The organism is Streptosporangium sp. NPDC049046 (assembly GCF_040649155.1).
Classification (GTDB): Bacteria; Actinomycetota; Actinomycetes; order Streptosporangiales; family Streptosporangiaceae; genus Streptosporangium.
On record NZ_JBEZEZ010000038.1, the window covers coordinates 1 to 15,755 of the forward strand.

Genomic DNA, 15,755 nt, shown 5'->3' on the forward strand with positions numbered 1-15,755 from the left:
CCGTCCCCATGGTCGACGGCCAACCCCTGCTCTACCACTGGTTCGTCTACACCCACTTCGCCACCGCGAGCCACCTCACCGGCATCGAACCCCTCCTCCTGCTCTTCCGCCTGGGCATGCTCCCCATGATGTTCACCCTGACGATCCTCCTGGCCATGATCGCCCACCGCCTCACCCGCTCCCACCCCGCCACACTCCTCGCCATCACGGGCTCGATCTCGGTCGGAGCGGCGAGCCTCTACCTGGGCAGCAGCGATCTGTTCACCTGGGGAGGCATTCCCGACGCCTCATGGACGAGCCCCACCCAGGCGTTCGGAGCTCTGCTGTTCGCCCCGGTCGTCCTGCTGCTCGTCGACCTCCTCGAAGGACGCAGGCGTGACGAAGGACGCAGACGTGACGTCGGCAGATGGCTCCTGCTCGGCGTGTTCATGGTGGCGGTCATGGGAGCCAAGGCCGTCTACCTGCCCCTGCTCGCGGCGGGCCTGCTGGCGGTGGTCGCGGTCGAGGTGATCAGGCGGCGCCGGGTGCCGTGGCCCGCGCTCGTCGCGCTCGGGATGACCGCGGCGTGCTTCCTCATCGCGCAGGTGACGCTGTTCGGCCGGGTGCGGCAAGGGCTGGTCGTCGACCCCTTCTCGTTCGCGCGAGCCGCGTGGGGCGAGTTGACCGGCCTGGGCGAGCAGGTGAGCCCTCCGTCGGCCTCGGTGCTCGCCGTCGCGTCGCTCTACCTGTTGTGCTGGGCCGTCGCGTGGTGCGGGATCCTCGGGCTGTTGTGCAGGCCGAGACTGCTCCTGCGACCGGCGGTGGTCCTCCTGCTCGGCATGGGCGCGGCGGGCATGGGCGCGGCGCTCCTGCTCGGGCACCCGGGCCGGAGCCAGCTCTTCTTCCTCTGGGGCGCCTATCCCTACCTGGTGATCGTCGCGGTCTACGGGATCCTCGTCCTCCTGCGGCGCGCACGGGTCTCGCCCCGAGCGGCGATGTGCTCGGCCGGCGCCGGAGCGGTCGCCGCCTATGCGATTCCCGCCCTGTGCGGCGTCAGGATCCCTCTCGGTCCCGGTGAGGGGGACACCGTCCTCTACCGCCCGTACATCGTGCTGGCGGTGGCCGTCGTCCTGGTGTCCGCCGTCCTGGTCGTCAGGTGCGGTGGCCTTCGCGGATGTGCCCTCGTGACCATCATGCTCGCGGCCATCGGCCTGCCCGCCTACGGGCACGCGCGTGTCCTTTCCGTCATGGACCGCCTCATCGGAAACGGCTCTCCCCCGGTCAGGCCGGTGGCCTCACCCGTACCCCTGGGTGCCCTGGAGGCCGGCCGGTGGCTGCGCGCCCACTCGGACCCCGACGACCTGGTCGCCACGAACGCGCACTGCCGCTGGGGGTACGAAAACCCGTGCGACAGCCGCCAGGCCTGGGTGGCCGCCCTGTCGGAGCGGCGGGTGCTGGTCGAGGGATGGACCTACACCGCGGCGAACACGAGTCGCTGGCGACCGGGGTCCCCTCCGGAACGCCTGCCGTTCTGGGACGGCGAGCGGCTCGCCCTCAACGACGCCGCCTTCCAGGCCCCCTCGGCGGCCACGATCGGGCGGCTGCGCGAGCGCTACGGGGTGCGCTGGCTCTTCGCCGACGAACGCCGCACCGGCCGGACCTCCAGGATCGGGGACTTCGCCGAACTCCGGTTCCGCTCCGGCGACTGCGCCGTCTACCGGATCCCGGAGCACGAGGTCTCCCCAGGCGCCGCCGACGACCCACCGGGTGACGACGCGTCGGCCCGGCGAGCCGGGCCGGAAGGACACCGAGCCCATCAGGGAGGTTGACATGAGGATTCTGCACATCGGATACCGACTTCCACCCGAGCCGGGAGGAAAGGAGCGCTATATCGAGCGCCTCAGCCACGAGCAGATGCTGCGCGGGCACGAGGTGGTCGTCGCCCACCGGCGCGGCGACGTCCCCGGCGGCGCGAGGGTGCTTCCGCTGGCACGGACAGCTGCCAGCCGTGCCGTCTCCAGGAGGTCGGATGTGATCGCCTTCGCCATGGAGTGCGCGCGGACGCTCCGCCGGGCGCACCGGATCGACATCGTGCACGCGCACGGCGACCACCGCGAGGCGCTCGGTCTCGGCTCCGCCGCACGGCGGGCGGGGATCCCCCTCCTGATCCATGTCCACGGTGCCCTCACCGTGCGTCACCGGCGGATCATGCCCTGGGCCTTCCGCCACACCGACGGATTCATCGTGGCCGGAGAACGGCCGCGGGAGGACCTGCTGGCGGCCGGCGTGCCGGAGCGGCGGATGCGGGTCATACCCGGCGGCCTGAACCTCGATCACCTCGCCGGATTCCGGGAGAGACATCCGGTCGAACCAGGACTGATCGTCAGTGTGGGCTCGCTGGTGGAGGTGAAGAACCACGCGCTGACCATTGAGGCCTTCCACCGGCTACGGACCGACCATCCCGGCGCGCGCCTCGTCATCGCGGGTGACGGCCCGGAACGCGCCCGGCTTGAGCGGCTCGCCGGGACAGGGCGGGGGATCGAGTTCACCGGGCACATCCCCGCCGACGACGTGTACTCGCTGGTGAGCCGTGCCCAGGTGGTCGTGCACGCCTCCCAGCGGCTTCCCTCCATCGGCGAGGGCATTCCCTTCGCCCTCCTGGAGGCCCTCGCGCTGGGTACCGCCGTCATCGTCTCGTCCGACGCCTCGCTCGGCACGGCCGTGGCGGACGGCTCCGCCTACCGCGTCTTCCGGTCGGGATCCGTGCACGACCTGGTGACGCACCTGCGGTCGGTCCTCGACGACGAGGCGCTGTGCCTTGAGATGATCGAACGCGGTGTGCGGGCCGTGTCGAACCTCGACTGGCGGACGGTGGGCGACCGCATCGGGGAGTGGTACGAGACGCTCATCGCCGACCGGTCCCTCGCCCCGGTGAGCGCGTCATGAGCGGCCTGCACGTCTGTGAAGTGATCAAGACGCTGGACGTGGGCGGCGCGGAGGTCCTGCTCGTCGAGAGGCTGCTCTCCGCGCCCCCGACGGGCAAGCGCTACACCGTCGTATGCCTGCGGGCCTCCACCCACGAACTGAGCGGGCGGCTGCGATCGGCGGGCATCCGGGTCGTCGACCTCACCTCGTGCCCGCGTTGGCTCCGCCTGGCCCGCCTCGCGTGCGTGGTGCGAAGGCTCGAACCCGACGTTCTCAACATCCACTCCCCCCTTCCCGCGTCGCTCCTGCGGCCCGTGTCCCAGCTGTTGAGTCCTCGCCCGGCCCTGGTCTCGACGGTGCACAACGTGCGCTACCGCCTGCCGACGATGTTGCTCGACCGGGCGACGGGATGGCTGGACATCCGGACCGTGGCCGTCTCCCCCGAGGTCGCCCGCGCTCGCACCGGCAGGCGCTCGCGGGGCCTGTCCGTTCGCGTGCACGGCGTCCACGTCGCCGAACAACGCCGTTGGGCGGCTCGATCGGAACAGACGAGGCGAGAGTGGAACGTCTCCCCGGACTCCTTCCTGGTCGTGCACGTCGCCAACTTCCGCGCGCAGAAGAACCACGAGCTACTCGTCGAAGCCGCGGCGAGGGTCGGGGAGCGAGACCCCCGTCCCGTGTTCCTGCTCGCCGGATCCGGTCCCCTGCACGCGCGGGTGGCTCGCCGGGTCGAGGATCTCGGCCTGGGCAACGTGCGCCTGCTCGGTCACGTGCCCGACGCCGACCGGCTCATCGCCTCCTCCGACCTGCTCGTGCTCAGCTCCTCCTACGAGGGGTTGCCGGTGGTCGTCATGGAGGCTCTCGCCGCGGGCGTGCCCGTCGTGTCCACCGCCGTGGGCGGGGTGCCCCATCTGATCGAGGACCGGAGGAACGGCCTCCTCGTCAGGCCGGAGGACCCCGCCGCCCTCGCCGAGGGCATCCTGCGGGCGATGCGACCGGAGATCCACGCCCGCCTTCGCGAAGGAGCGCGGGAAAGCGCGGAGCTCGTGGACATCAGCCGGGCGGCCGCCTGGTTCGACCGGCTCTATGACGAGGTCTGCTCGTAGGACATGGTCACCACTCTCGGACGTGCCGTCCAGCGGATGCGCCCACCCGGCGGGCGCCATCTGCGGACCTTCACATCGCTGACCGCCGCCGGCCTTGGCGAGGCGGTTCTTCCCACTCTCAGCCTGATCGCCCTGGTACGCCTGACGGGGGCTGAGACATCGGGTCAGGTCATCTTCGCCCAGTCTGTGGCGACCGTCTGGTTCCTCCTGTGCGATCCCTGCCTGGAGAACGCCGCCCAGCGATTCGTGCCCATCGAACAGCAGCGGAGCGGGCAGGGCTCCTCGCTGTTCATGCGCCTGATGCACTGGGATGTGGCGATCGGCGTGGCCGCGGCCTGTGTCGGTCTCGTGGCGGTGCTGGCCGCGCGCCTGCTGGGTTCACTGTCGGACGAGTTCGCGCTCATGTTCGCTCTCGCGATCATCACACGCGGGTCCATGGCGTCGTACGGCACGGCGGGCGCGGCCTTCGCGCTGACAGACCGGCTGCGCGCTCTGGGCACGCTCAGGACGCGATGCGCGGTCCTGTCGTTCGGGCTGTCCCTTGGCGGGTTGTTCCTTGGCGGGCCCCTTCTCTACCTGGGGGGGCAGGCCGCGGGTGCGCTGGTGATGGCGGTGGTGTTCTACCTGTTGGCGACCCGAGGGCTCCTCGCACGAATGGGACCGGCCGTCGCACGGGTCCGGCTGCCCTCGGGCATGGTCGCCTTCACCGTGAAGACATCCATGGGCACCAGCGTGGCCGGGATCTCCGACTCGGGCATCCTCACTCTGGCCGGCCTGCTGGGCGGGCCGACCCTGGTGACCATCCTCAAGATCGCATCGGCCCCCGGCCGCTTCTACGCCAACCTGGCGATCCCGGTGGCCGCGATGCTCTATCCCCGGATCATCCGGAGTGCCACGGCGGGAGCGGGAAGGGCAGCCATCATCCGGGACATCACGCGCACCACCCTGCTGCTCGCCGCGGCCGGAGCGGCGACCATCGCCGTCGCGCTCCCGGTGACCGACGCCGTCATCGGCATGGCCTACGGCCCCGGCTACGCCCACCTCGGCGTGGTCGCCGTGGTGCTCCTGGGCGCCGCCTGCGTGAAGGGAGCGGTCTGCTGGTCCAACGTGCTCCCCCTCGCCCTCGGCAGGCCCGGCCGGCGGCTCGCGTACCTCCTGGCGGAGGGGGCCATGCTCCTGGGCGTGCTCCTCGTCGGCAGCCGGACCACCTCGGGCCCGTTCCAGGCGTCGCTCTGTTTCGCATGGGGAACGCTCGCCGTCGCCACGCTCGGCACGGCTTTCTGGATCGGGTCGTTGCGGCGTATCACCGACCTCGGTTGTCCAGAGCGCGAGTGATCTGCCGGCATCGAAACACAGATATATAAAAGGCTAATTCGCCATATTTCCCGCGCGGCCACTCGCAAAGCCATCGGATCCGATAGGGATCATCGGGCGGACTGCGAACACTTGGGACGACCCAGCTAGATCATGCCTAGGTAGGGAATAGGAAAAACATCGCGCCATCACCGTGATGGTGTCGGCGAACAGCCCAAAGGGCGAACTAGTTTCTCCAACGTGAACCAGGCCTGTCACCGAGGAGCCCGCATGAAGCCGGACGGCCGGATTCGTGTCATGGAAATCATCGCCCGAATGAACGTCGGCGGCCCCGCCACGCAGGTGTCGGGGCTGTCGGAGGGGTTGGACGCGAAGGAATTCGACCACCGCCTCTACACCGGCTACGTCGACGGCCAGGAGTGCGACCACCTCCGGCTGCACGGGACGGAGACACAGGTCCACCGGGTCCCCGGCCTCGGCCGGTCGGTCAGACCCGGAGACGACTACCGCGCGCTCTTCTGGCTGATCGGCGCCATGCGGGCGTTCCGTCCGCACATCGTCCACACCCGCACGGCCAAGGCGGGCGCCCTGGGCAGGGTGGCCTCCCGTCTGGCCGGCGTCGGCTCGGCCCGGGTGCACGTCTTCCACGGGCATCTCCTGCACGGCTACTTCTCCCCGCTCAGGCGCGAGCTCTACGTGCGGTCGGAACGGCTCCTGGCCTCCGTGTCGGACCGGCTCGTGACGGTGGGGTCCCAGGTCAGGGATGATCTGCTCCAGGCCGGGATCGGGCGCCCCTCGCAGTACGTGGTGATCCCTCCCGGTGTCGGGCTGAAACCGATCCCCGACCGCGGGACGGCACGCGCCGCACTGGGACTGCCTCCGGACGCGCCCATCGTGGCGTACGTGGGCCGCCTCACCGCGGTGAAGCGGCCCGACCGGTTCCTCGCCGTGGCCGACGCCGTGTCCAGGCAGATCCCCGGCTGCCGCTTCGTCGTATGCGGGGGCGGCGACCTGGAGCGGCAGGTCACCCGGGACGTCGAGCCCGTCCGCGACTCCTTTCACCTGCTCGGCTGGAGGAAGGACGTGGAGACCGTCTACGCCGCCGCCGACGTGGTCGTGCTCACCTCCGACAACGAGGGGACCCCGCTCAGCCTCATCGAGGCCGGCATGGCGGGCACGCCGGTCGTCTCCACCCGGGTGGGAAGCGTCGCCGAGGTCGTCAGGGACGGCCACACCGGTCTGCTGGCCTCGACCGACCCGGCCGAACTGGCGGCGCACACCGTCCATCTGCTCCGCGACCCGGGCCTGGCCCGCCAGATGGGCGAGGCGGCCCAGGAGTGGACACGATACGCGTTCGGCGTGGATCGCCTTGTCTCCGATACCGAGCACCTCTACCGGTCACTGTGCGGGAAGGGCGGCCGGCGGCTCGTGGCGGAGGGGAACGCACGATGAGAGTGCTGGTGACGGGCGGCGCCGGTTTCATCGGCGCGCACATGTGCCGGGCGCTGGCCGCCAGGCCCGAGGTCGGGCACATCACGGTGCTGGACGATCTGAGCAGCGGGGATCTCGCCAACCTCGACGGCGTCGAGGCGACGGTGGTGACGGGCAGCATTCTGGACCGAGACCTGCTGACGGACCTGGTGGCCGGTGCCACGCACGTGATCCACCTCGCCGCCCGGCCGTCGGTGCCCCGCTCCCTGGCCGACCCGCTGGCCTCGCACGCCGTCAACGCGACCGGCACCCTGCACGTGCTGGAGGCGTGCCGCGCGAGCAGACCGCACGTGATCCTCGCCTCCTCGTCCTCGGTGTACGGCGACAGTCCCGAATCCCACAAGCACGAGGAGCTGCCCACCAGACCGCTCAGCCCGTACGGGGCAGGCAAGCTCGCCGCGGAGGCGTACGCACTGGCCTACGCGCACAGTTACGGCCTGCCGGTCCTGCCGTTCCGCTTCTTCAACGTCTACGGCCCGCTGCAGAGCGCCGGGCACGCGTACGCGGCCGTGATCCCGGCGTTCGTCTCCGCCGCGCTGCGGGGCGAGCCGGTCCCGCTGCACGGCGACGGCCTCCAGTCTCGGGACTTCACCTACGTGGGCTCGGTGACCCAGGTCCTCGCCGACGCGGCCGCGCGCCGGATGACCAGCACGAAGCCGGTGAACCTGGCGTTCGGGACCCTCGTCTCCCTCCGGCACCTGATGGGCGTCCTCGCCGAGATCCTCGGCCGCCCCGTCGAGGAGACCTGCCTGCCACCCCGGCCGGGCGACATCCGGCAATCCCAGGCCTCTCCCCGTCTGCTGCGCGAACTGTTCCCCGGTGTGTGTCCCGTCCCGCTTGAGGACGGGCTCCGCACGACGGTGGCCTGGTTCGAGAGGACTCAGGCCCCGGCCATCGGGGCGCAGGTCGCCGGCTACGCGTGATCCACCGCATCCTTCCCGCCAACAGAGATCTCCCTCCAAGAACGTGACGAGGAGAACCCCGTGAGCACGACATCAAGCACTAAATATCTAATAACAGGCGGAAGCGGATTCATCGGATCGCATCTGGCCGACGCGCTGCTCGCGCGCGGTGACTCCGTCATCGCCTTGGACAATCTCTCGACGGGACGGCTGGAGAACCTGCGCCCCCATCCGGGCCTGCGTTTCGTGCACGGTTCGGTGCTGGACGAACTCATGGTCGACGAGTTGGTCCATCGGTGCGACGTCGTCGTCCACCTGGCGGCCGCGGTCGGCGTCAAGCTGATCGTCGAGCAACCGCTGCGGTCGCTGACGACCAACATCCGGGGTTCGGAGATCGTCATCGAGGCCGCGCACCGATACCGGAAGAAGATCCTGGTCACCAGCACGAGCGAAATCTACGGCAAGAACTCCTCCGGCGCGCTGCGCGAGGACGCCGACCGCATCCTCGGCAGCCCCGCGGTGGTCCGATGGGCCTACAGCACCGCCAAGGCCGTCGACGAGATCCTCGCCAACGCCTATCACAAGGAGCGCGGCCTGCCGACGATCGTCGTCCGGCTGTTCAACACCGTGGGACCGCGGCAGAGCCCGACCTACGGCATGGTGATCCCGAGCCTCGTCCGGCAGGCCCTGTCGGCCACGCCCCTGACGGTCTTCGGCGACGGGACCCAGACCCGCTGCTTCGCACACGTCTCGGACATCGTCGACGCGCTGCTGCGCTTGCTCGACGAGGACAGGGCCGTCGGTGAGACCTTCAACATCGGCTCCAGCGACGAGGTGAGCATCATGGAACTGGCGAAACTCATCATCGAGTTCACCGGATCCACCTCCGGGGTCGATCTCATCCCCTACTCCCAGGCCTACGAGCAGGGGTTCGAGGACATGACCCGTAGGGTTCCGGACACCGCGAAGCTCCGCGCGCTCACCGGCTGGACTCCGCGGCGCTCTCTCGACCAGATCCTCACCGAGATCATCAGCGAGGCCTCCGGCGATCCGGCGGCGTTCCCGCGGTGAGCGGGACGATCGCCCTCGTCGCGGGAGCGGCCTTCCTGCTCAGCGCGACGGCCGCCGTGCCGCTGGGGCGTCTGGCGCTGCGGTGGGATCTCACCGACCGCCCCGGCGGGCACAAGGCCCACAGCCGCCCGACCCCGTACCTCGGCGGTGTCGCGATCACGGTGGGCACGGTCGTGCCCACCGTGATCGCGCTCGGCCTCGCCGATCTGCAGATCATCGCGATCCTCCTCGCCGCCGCCACGGTGTCCCTCCTCGGCCTGATCGACGACATCACCCCCCTGCCCGCGGTCACCAGGTTGATCGTGGAGACCGCGGTGGCGATCGGGGTGGTGTTCTCCGGCGTCCAGGCGACCGTCACCGGGACGTGGCTGGACAGCGTCCTCACCGTGGTGTGGATCATCGTGATGACGAACTCCTTCAACCTGCTGGACAACATGGACGGCGCGCTGGGAACCGTCACCACCGTGACCGCCGGCCTCCTCGCGGCCACGGCCCTGCTCCAGGGCCACACCTCGCTCGCGGTGCTCCTGTGCGCGCTCGCCTGCGCGTGCCTGGGCTTCCTGCCGCACAACTGGGCGCCCGCGAGAATGTTCATGGGGGACTCCGGGTCGCTGTTCCTCGGATTCACGGTGGCCTGCTCGGCGACCGTCCTGGTCATGGGACGGTCCCCGGACGGGGTGATCGCCGGACTGTTCCTGCCGACGTTCATGGCGACCGTCGACACCTGCATGGTCCTCCTCTCCCGCCTGCTGGCGAACCGCCCGCCGTTGCGGGGTGGTACCGACCACGTGTCGCACCGGCTGCGCCGTATGGGCCTGGGAACCCGTGCGGTCGCCACGACGCTGGGCGCGATCACGGCGTTCACCGGCGCCCTCTGCCTGACGACGGTCTCGGGCCAGCTGTCACCGCTCGTCGCGATGGTCGTGGCGGGCGCGATCGCCGTCACTCTCGCCGGCCTGCTACGGGACACGAACGCCCATCCGCCGGCCCACCCCCCTCGGATCCCTCAGAAAACCCACGAAAGGCGGCGTTGATCCCGTGGATCTGCTCTACTACGCACGGCTGGTGCGCAGGAACTGGCTGATCATCCTCCTCTCACTGATCCTGGCGGTGGGGGCGGCGCTCGCCGTCACGGCGAACATGCCGCCGAAATACGTCTCGACGATCTCCATGCTGGTGTCGGGCCACGACAAGGAGGGCAGCCTCTCCACCGCCTACCAGGCGGGCATGCTGTCGGCCCAGCGGGTGCAGTCCTACGCCAACCTGCTGTCCAGCCGCCGGGTGGTCGGCCAGATCGTCGAGGGCGAGGACATCGCGCGCGTCCAGGGGAACATCAGCGCCGAGGCCGTCCCCGGCACCGTACTCCTGCGTGCCACGGTCACCGACACCGACCCCGCGCGAGCCTCCCTGCTGGCCAACGCCCTGGGGGACCGCTTCTCGAAGCTGATCGACCAGATCGAGCGACCCACTCCGGGCAGCCGCCCCACCATCAAGATCACGATAGTGGACAAGGCGGATGTCCCCCGGGAACCGGTCAGCCCCAGGCCACTGGTCAACCTGGCGGTCGCCGTACTGATCGCGCTGCTCGCCACCATGGCCGTGATCATCCTCCGTGACCGCCTGGACACGACCCTCACGTCCCCCGAGGCGCTACGGGAGGCGTCGGGCAGCTCGGTGCTCGGGGTCATCGGCTACGAGCGGGACGCGCGGCACCACCCCCTGATCCTGCGCGACCGTGGCCGGTCGTCCCGATCCGAGGCGTTCCGCGCACTCCGGACCAACCTGCAGTTCATCGGTGTCGACCGGCAGCCGAAGTCACTCGTGGTCACCAGCTGCCTGCCCGGCGAGGGGAAGTCCTCGACCTCCGCCAACCTCGCGATCACGCTGGCCCAGGCGGGCTGGCGGGTCATCCTGGTCGACGGCGACCTGCGCCGCCCCAGCATTCCCTCCTACCTCGGTATCGAGGGGGCGACGGGCCTGACGGACGTGCTGATCGACAAGGCGCGCCTGAACGAGGTCATCCAGGTCTGGGGCGATGCCGGCCTGTCCGTCCTGCCGAGCGGTCAGATTCCGCCGAACCCGAGTGAGCTGCTCGGCTCGAACGGAATGCGTCAGGTGCTCGCCCAGCTCACCGGGACGTACGACATGGTGATCATCGACGCGCCGCCGCTGCTGCCCGTCACCGACGCCGCGACGATCACCGCGCTCTGCGACGGCGCGCTGCTCGTCGCCCGGTACGGCAAGACCCGCCGGGAGCACATGGCCCGCGCCTCGGAACTGCTGGCGTCGATCAACGCCCGCGTGGTGGGAGGCGTCCTGAACTTCGTCCCTGTCGGTAGCGGCACGTACTACGGTTACGAGTCCGAGGTCAAGAATCCGGTGAGTGTGTGAGCAGCCGGAGCGGGACGGCGAGCGACCTCGCGATGTCCCGTCCCGCCGTCCGGTAGGCCAGCCGGGAGCGCCCGTACGGGTCGGCGATGTCGAACCGGTCGATCCGGACCAGCCCGCGCAGCGCCCGCGCCTGGTCGACCAGCGCGCGGGCCCGCCGCACGGGATCCCGGTGACGAGTGATCTCCTCCGGCGGCACGGCCCGCACCAGCGCGCCGAACTCGGCGATGGTGAAGGCCCGCGTGACCGCCGAGAGGTGCATGGCCACCGATTCCGCGCGGTGCCCGAGGGTGGCCGTGAGTACGAGATCGGCGGCGGCCACCAGGTCGGGAACGAGCGGACGGGAGCCGAAGCCGGCGGGATCGCCGCCGAGCCGTACCAGAACCCGCCGGGCGCGTTCGGTCATCTCCCGTCCCGGCTCGGCGCGGGTGCCCGCGCTGATCACCTGGACCGCCGGGCACGGCCCGAGGGCCGAGCGGGTCAGCCGCTCGGCCAGCGGGGAGCGGCAGACATTGCCGGTGCACACGAAGAGGATACGAAAGCGGACACCCTCCCGTACCTCCCGGACATCCCGCCAGCAGCGCTGCCCGCAGCCCTCGTGCCCGGGTGGGACGCTCTCGCCCGGGATCGCGGCGTCCTGTGCGGTCCCACCGGTCCGCGGTGAAGCCTTCATGGCGCGAGAGTAGATCGCCCCCCGTGCGCCGCCGCCCGTGACGCGCGGTTCTTTGCTCTTTTCTGCCGATACGAACAGGGCGATGCGGCACGGAAGCGCATCTGGTGGCGACCCCTGCCCCCACCGGAAGTTCGGCCTCAGGGTGGGCAACCCCGCGGGTCCTGGGTGACGCGAGTCCGCTGGGGACGAACGAGCGGCTGCACCGGAACCCGCGGCGGCTCGCCGGAGGCGAGTTCGGTGAAATCGAACTCCAGCGTCCTGGACTGTCCGGGTGCGAACTCCAGAAGGACCGAGTAGACGGGGTGGGAGCGTTCGGTCTCCCTGATGACCGCCACCCGGTCGCCGTCGAGGCGGGCCGCGGTCATCCTCGCGCCGAGTCCGCCGTACAGCGACACCCAGAGCAGGTTGGAACCGGGGACGTGGCGGTGCCCCGGATCGTCGAGCCGTCCGGTGACGTAGGAGGGCAGTGTCCGCCGCGGGACATCGTTGGTGAGCCCGATCCGCACCGTCGAGGAACGCAGCCCGCCCCGGCAGGGGCCAAGCTCGTAGTCGAGGGCGCGCTCCAGGTAGTAGTCGAGCTTGCCACCGGCGGAGTTGTTGACCACCAGGCCCGCGAACGGTCCAGGCCGCGACGGCAGCACGCCGCTGACCGGTGTGCCCGACAGGCGCCGCTGCTCCGCCTCGTGGCGGCTCCACACCTGGATCCGCCGCTCGCCCACCATGTCGGACAGCACGGGCAGCAGCCTGGCGGGGGCGGCGAGCGAAGCGGGCAGCGCCTCGCCGACGGCACCGGCGATCTCGATGAGGAACCGCTTGCGCGCCGCGGGGTCGGGGTAGCGGGCGTAGGCCTTCCGCTCGGTGAGGTCGACGACGTTCCCCGCGGTGACCCTCCCTCCTTCGGGGAGGGGCACCGGCCCGATCAACCTCAGCAGGTGGGCGAGGCCCACCGGGTCGGTGGCGACGGCGCCGTCCAGCCGCCTTCGGCCCTGTCGCTCCCACAACCCCGTCCAGGTGGCCGCGGCGTACGGAAAGTGCGGGGAGAGGTTCGAGACGGAGAGCATCCTGGTCGCACCCGTTCCATAACGCCCGAGGAAGTCCGGGCCGTGCTCGGCGACGGGGACGGGACTCGTGGCCAGTCCCTTGTTGGCGGAGAGGTGCTCGACGGTGAGCCTGCCGCGGTCGGCCTTCAGGATGCCGAAGGCTCCGACCAGCCCTCCGGTGCCTCGGGCCTCGGCGTTGGTCTGGAAGGCCAGGAAGTAGTGGCGGGGGCCGTCGCGACCGAGCATCGGGGGCAGCAGGGTGGCGACGTCCGCGGCGTCACCGAGCAGGCCGCGCAGCCGGCCGATCTCGGCCAGTGCCGTGCCGCGCGCCTCGTCCAGCCGGTCCAGGCCGGTATCGCCGGGGGTGGCCGCCAGGCGTGAGAGCGCCCGCCCGAGGCGGGAGACGCCGTCGTCCAGGACCGGTGCCGCGGCGTCGAGCGCGGCCAGCCGGTGGCGCGGGTCATCCGGGGAGCGCGACCCGCTCATCAGGAGGGGGGCGGCGACCTCCCGCACGCCGGCGAGAACGTCGGTCAGCTCCGCGGCGGCGTCGGCGAGCCCGCGCACGGTCGTCGCGGCGTTCCCCACGATCGGAGCGTGGGCGATCGTCCACCACTCCGGGCCTCCGGTGAGCCGCCGGGCCTCGGCCGCGTGCCACCGGGCCTCGGCCAGCGCGGTGACCGCCGGGTGCGGGTCACCCGCACCCACCACCGCGCGCAGCCGGACCAGTGCGGTCCCGGTGGCCTCCAGGTGGTCGCGGACGCGCATACCGAGATGGGCCGACCAGCCCCCCGCCAGCACCAGTGCTGCGGAGACCGGCAGGCCCACTACGACTACTCGGCGTCGTCTCCTATTCGACACTGGCGGATCGGCGGCGCCGTACCGAGATCAGCGTGACCACGACTCCGGCGGCCAGCAGCCCACCACCGAGCAGGACCACCGTCGCCACGGGCGTTCCCGTGAACGGCAGTTCCGCCACCGGGTCCGACGACCGGCAGCCCTCTGCTCCGCAGCCGTCGGAGCAGTCGTTCCCCTCACAGTCGTCCGAGAAGCCGCCGTTGCCCTCCCTGTCCCTCTGGTGGTTGTTCTCCCTGTCTCTCAGATTGATGTTGTTGGCGTTGTCGCTCTCCTGCTTGATGCTGTTGACGCTCTCGTTGGGACCCGGCGGGTACAGCACCTCCTCGGCCGCCGGCGTCGGCTGAACGGTCGCGGCGAAGGCCGTCGCGGAGGCCCCGAGGGGCAAGGCGGCCCCGGCGCTCACCGCCAAAACAATAGATATTAGATAATTTTTTACCATTTAAAACTCCCGGCGGCAGCATTTCAGGCTATGGAAACAGCACCCGTAATTCGGGCAACATGTCCACGGAATCCGTTATATGCACCATCGCCGGAAACGAGGGCGCCGCCTCGCCACACTTGCCGAACAATCACCTATTTTTCTCCCCCCCGTGACGGGCCGAAACGACCTCCGGCTCCGCCCGCCGCGGCGGGCGGCCGGGGGTGCGGCGGTCGTGCCGGGATCGCTCACCCGCCCCTCCCGAGGTGAACGTCCGGGGGGCGGGTTCTAACCGGCGCCCGGCTCCAGGCGGTAGACGGGTCCCGACAGGCTGAGCGCGTACAGCTCCCCGTCGTGGCCCTGGCCGAAGGACGACAGCTGCTCCACCCTGCCGAGGTCGTCGCCGCTCCCCTCCCCTCCGGGGGGCGCGGCCTTGACCCAGCCCGCGCAGAAGTCGCCGTAGACGAATCGTCCCTCCAGGCCGGGGATCTTCTCACCCCGGTAGACGTATCCGGCGATGACCGAGCAGTTGCCGTCCTCGCGCAGCGGATACTCGATGATCGGGTCCACCAGGCCGGCGGTGTCGCCGCCGCCACCTCCGTCGAAGGGGTGGGTGCCCTCCTTGAGGTTCCAGCCGTAGTTGCGGCCTCCCTCGCCCTTCGGCTCGAAGTCGACCTCCTCCCAGGCGTTCTGGCCGACGTCCCCGATCCACATGTCGCCGGTCTCCGCGTCGAAGGTGAACCGCCAGGGGTTGCGCAGGCCGTACGACCAGATCTCCGGCTTGGCACCCTGCCTGCCGACGAACGGGTTGTCGTCGGGAACCGTGTACGGGGTGCCGCGCGGGTCGATCCTGAGGATCTTGCCGAGCCAGGTGTCCAGTTTCTGGCCGTTGCCCTGCGGGTCTCCCCCGCTGCCGCCGTCGCCGAGGGCGATGTAGAGGTATCCGTCGGGTCCGAAGGCGAGCTGCCCGCCGTTGTGGTTGGCGTACGGCTGCCGCTGGGTCAGCACGTCCCTGCGGCCGGTCGCCTTGCCGTCGGCGAAGGCCCATTCGGTGACGTGGGTGGTCCCTTCGCGGTCGGTCCAGTTGAGATAGAGGAAGTCCCCCTCCGGGTGGAAGGCCACCCCGAGCAGTCCCTGCTCGTTGCCCTTGCTGATCTCCCCGGAGAGGTCGACGACGGGCGCCTCGGCGACCTTCCCGTCCTTCACCGCGCGCAGCCGCCCCGTCTGCTCGGCGATGTAGAGCGTCTGGTCGTCCTTGCGCAGGGCCATCGCCACCGGCATGTCGAGCTGCGCGAACTCGGTGAAGCGGACCTTCGGTGCCGCCTGCCCCGTGGACTGCGTCTGGGAGGCCGTGGCGGTGGGCGAGGAGGCGGGTGGAACGGACGCGGAGTCGGCGGCCCCGGTGGTCCCGGTGGAGGAGCAGGCGACCAGCGCCGCACTCAGCAGGGCCAGGCCCAGTCCTGTCCGGCGGGAGATCGGCACGGTTTCAGCCTCCTGTGTTCTTCGCCTGCTCGAATGATCGTCTGTACGGGTCTACGCACCGGCCGCAGCAAAGGTTCCGGCCATACCTCGCGATTCCCGCACACCTGGCCC

The 15,755-nt window shown here is 70.5% G+C and carries 13 protein-coding genes; 9 read left to right on the forward strand and 4 right to left on the reverse strand.

What is annotated here, in order from left to right; genetic code table 11:
* The 9 genes from AB0B96_RS35665 to AB0B96_RS35705 all read left to right on the forward strand — a co-directional run.
* Positions 1 to 1,808 (forward strand): hypothetical protein (locus AB0B96_RS35665; RefSeq protein ID WP_362905995.1); only part of this gene is annotated, 1,808 nt, incomplete at its 5' end.
* Between the two features lies 1 nt (position 1,809).
* Positions 1,810 to 2,925: a glycosyltransferase family 4 protein gene (locus AB0B96_RS35670; protein ID WP_362905997.1), complete on the forward strand. Its 1,116-nt coding sequence runs from the start codon at positions 1,810 to 1,812 to the stop codon at positions 2,923 to 2,925.
* The gene (locus AB0B96_RS35675; protein WP_362905999.1) at positions 2,922 to 4,010 is read left to right on the forward strand and encodes a glycosyltransferase; all 1,089 of its coding nucleotides are present in this window, start codon (positions 2,922 to 2,924) and stop codon (positions 4,008 to 4,010) included. The genes AB0B96_RS35670 and AB0B96_RS35675 overlap by 4 nt, the downstream gene beginning before the upstream one ends.
* Positions 4,011 to 4,013: 3 nt before the next feature.
* A complete protein-coding gene (locus AB0B96_RS35680; RefSeq protein WP_362906001.1) occupies positions 4,014 to 5,345 on the forward strand; it encodes a hypothetical protein in 1,332 nt (443 codons plus the stop codon).
* A gap of 249 nt (positions 5,346 to 5,594) precedes the next feature.
* Positions 5,595 to 6,776: a glycosyltransferase gene (locus AB0B96_RS35685; RefSeq protein ID WP_362906003.1), complete on the forward strand. Its 1,182-nt coding sequence runs from the start codon at positions 5,595 to 5,597 to the stop codon at positions 6,774 to 6,776.
* Complete coding sequence (locus AB0B96_RS35690) at positions 6,773 to 7,738, forward strand: NAD-dependent epimerase/dehydratase family protein (protein ID WP_362906005.1); 966 nt, start codon at positions 6,773 to 6,775, stop codon at positions 7,736 to 7,738. Before AB0B96_RS35685 ends, AB0B96_RS35690 begins: the two co-directional genes overlap by 4 nt.
* A gap of 60 nt (positions 7,739 to 7,798) precedes the next feature.
* The gene (locus tag AB0B96_RS35695) at positions 7,799 to 8,788 is read left to right on the forward strand and encodes an NAD-dependent epimerase/dehydratase family protein (protein ID WP_362906008.1); all 990 of its coding nucleotides are present in this window, start codon (positions 7,799 to 7,801) and stop codon (positions 8,786 to 8,788) included.
* Complete coding sequence (locus tag AB0B96_RS35700) at positions 8,785 to 9,822, forward strand: MraY family glycosyltransferase (RefSeq protein ID WP_362906010.1); 1,038 nt, start codon at positions 8,785 to 8,787, stop codon at positions 9,820 to 9,822. The genes AB0B96_RS35695 and AB0B96_RS35700 overlap by 4 nt, the downstream gene beginning before the upstream one ends.
* A 4-nt stretch (positions 9,823 to 9,826) precedes the next feature.
* Positions 9,827 to 11,179, forward strand: coding sequence for a polysaccharide biosynthesis tyrosine autokinase (locus AB0B96_RS35705; protein ID WP_362906012.1), 1,353 nt, complete (start codon positions 9,827 to 9,829; stop codon positions 11,177 to 11,179).
* Here AB0B96_RS35705 and AB0B96_RS35710 read toward each other — a convergent pair.
* From AB0B96_RS35710 to AB0B96_RS35725, 4 genes are all read right to left on the reverse strand, one after another.
* Entirely contained in the window at positions 11,157 to 11,849 is a 693-nt protein-coding gene (locus AB0B96_RS35710) for a hypothetical protein (protein ID WP_362906014.1), read from the reverse strand. The two genes, AB0B96_RS35705 and AB0B96_RS35710, sit on opposite strands and share 23 nt — an antisense overlap.
* A gap of 137 nt (positions 11,850 to 11,986) precedes the next feature.
* Positions 11,987 to 13,714 carry a DUF4012 domain-containing protein gene (locus AB0B96_RS35715; RefSeq protein WP_362906016.1) on the reverse strand — a complete coding sequence of 576 codons (1,728 nt, stop codon included), beginning with the start codon at positions 13,712 to 13,714 and terminating at the stop codon, positions 11,987 to 11,989.
* Positions 13,715 to 13,736: 22 nt separating this feature from the next.
* Positions 13,737 to 14,147, reverse strand: coding sequence for a hypothetical protein (locus AB0B96_RS35720; protein ID WP_350946838.1), 411 nt, complete (start codon positions 14,145 to 14,147; stop codon positions 13,737 to 13,739).
* Between the two features lie 303 nt (positions 14,148 to 14,450).
* Entirely contained in the window at positions 14,451 to 15,644 is a 1,194-nt protein-coding gene (locus tag AB0B96_RS35725) for a PQQ-dependent sugar dehydrogenase (protein ID WP_362906018.1), read from the reverse strand.
* Positions 15,645 to 15,755 lie beyond the last annotated feature (111 nt).

Bases quoted from the DNA above. Each gene is read 5' to 3' on its own strand.
- AB0B96_RS35670 (WP_362905997.1), top strand. From the start codon at position 1,810: ATGAGGATTCTGCACATCGGATACCGACTTCCACCCGAGCCGGGAGGA.
- AB0B96_RS35675 (WP_362905999.1), top strand. From the start codon at position 2,922: ATGAGCGGCCTGCACGTCTGTGAAGTGATCAAGACGCTGGACGTGGGC.
- AB0B96_RS35680 (WP_362906001.1), top strand. From the start codon at position 4,014: ATGGTCACCACTCTCGGACGTGCCGTCCAGCGGATGCGCCCACCCGGC.
- AB0B96_RS35685 (WP_362906003.1), top strand. From the start codon at position 5,595: ATGAAGCCGGACGGCCGGATTCGTGTCATGGAAATCATCGCCCGAATG.
- AB0B96_RS35690 (WP_362906005.1), top strand. From the start codon at position 6,773: ATGAGAGTGCTGGTGACGGGCGGCGCCGGTTTCATCGGCGCGCACATG.
- AB0B96_RS35710 (WP_362906014.1), bottom strand. From the start codon at position 11,849: ATGAAGGCTTCACCGCGGACCGGTGGGACCGCACAGGACGCCGCGATC.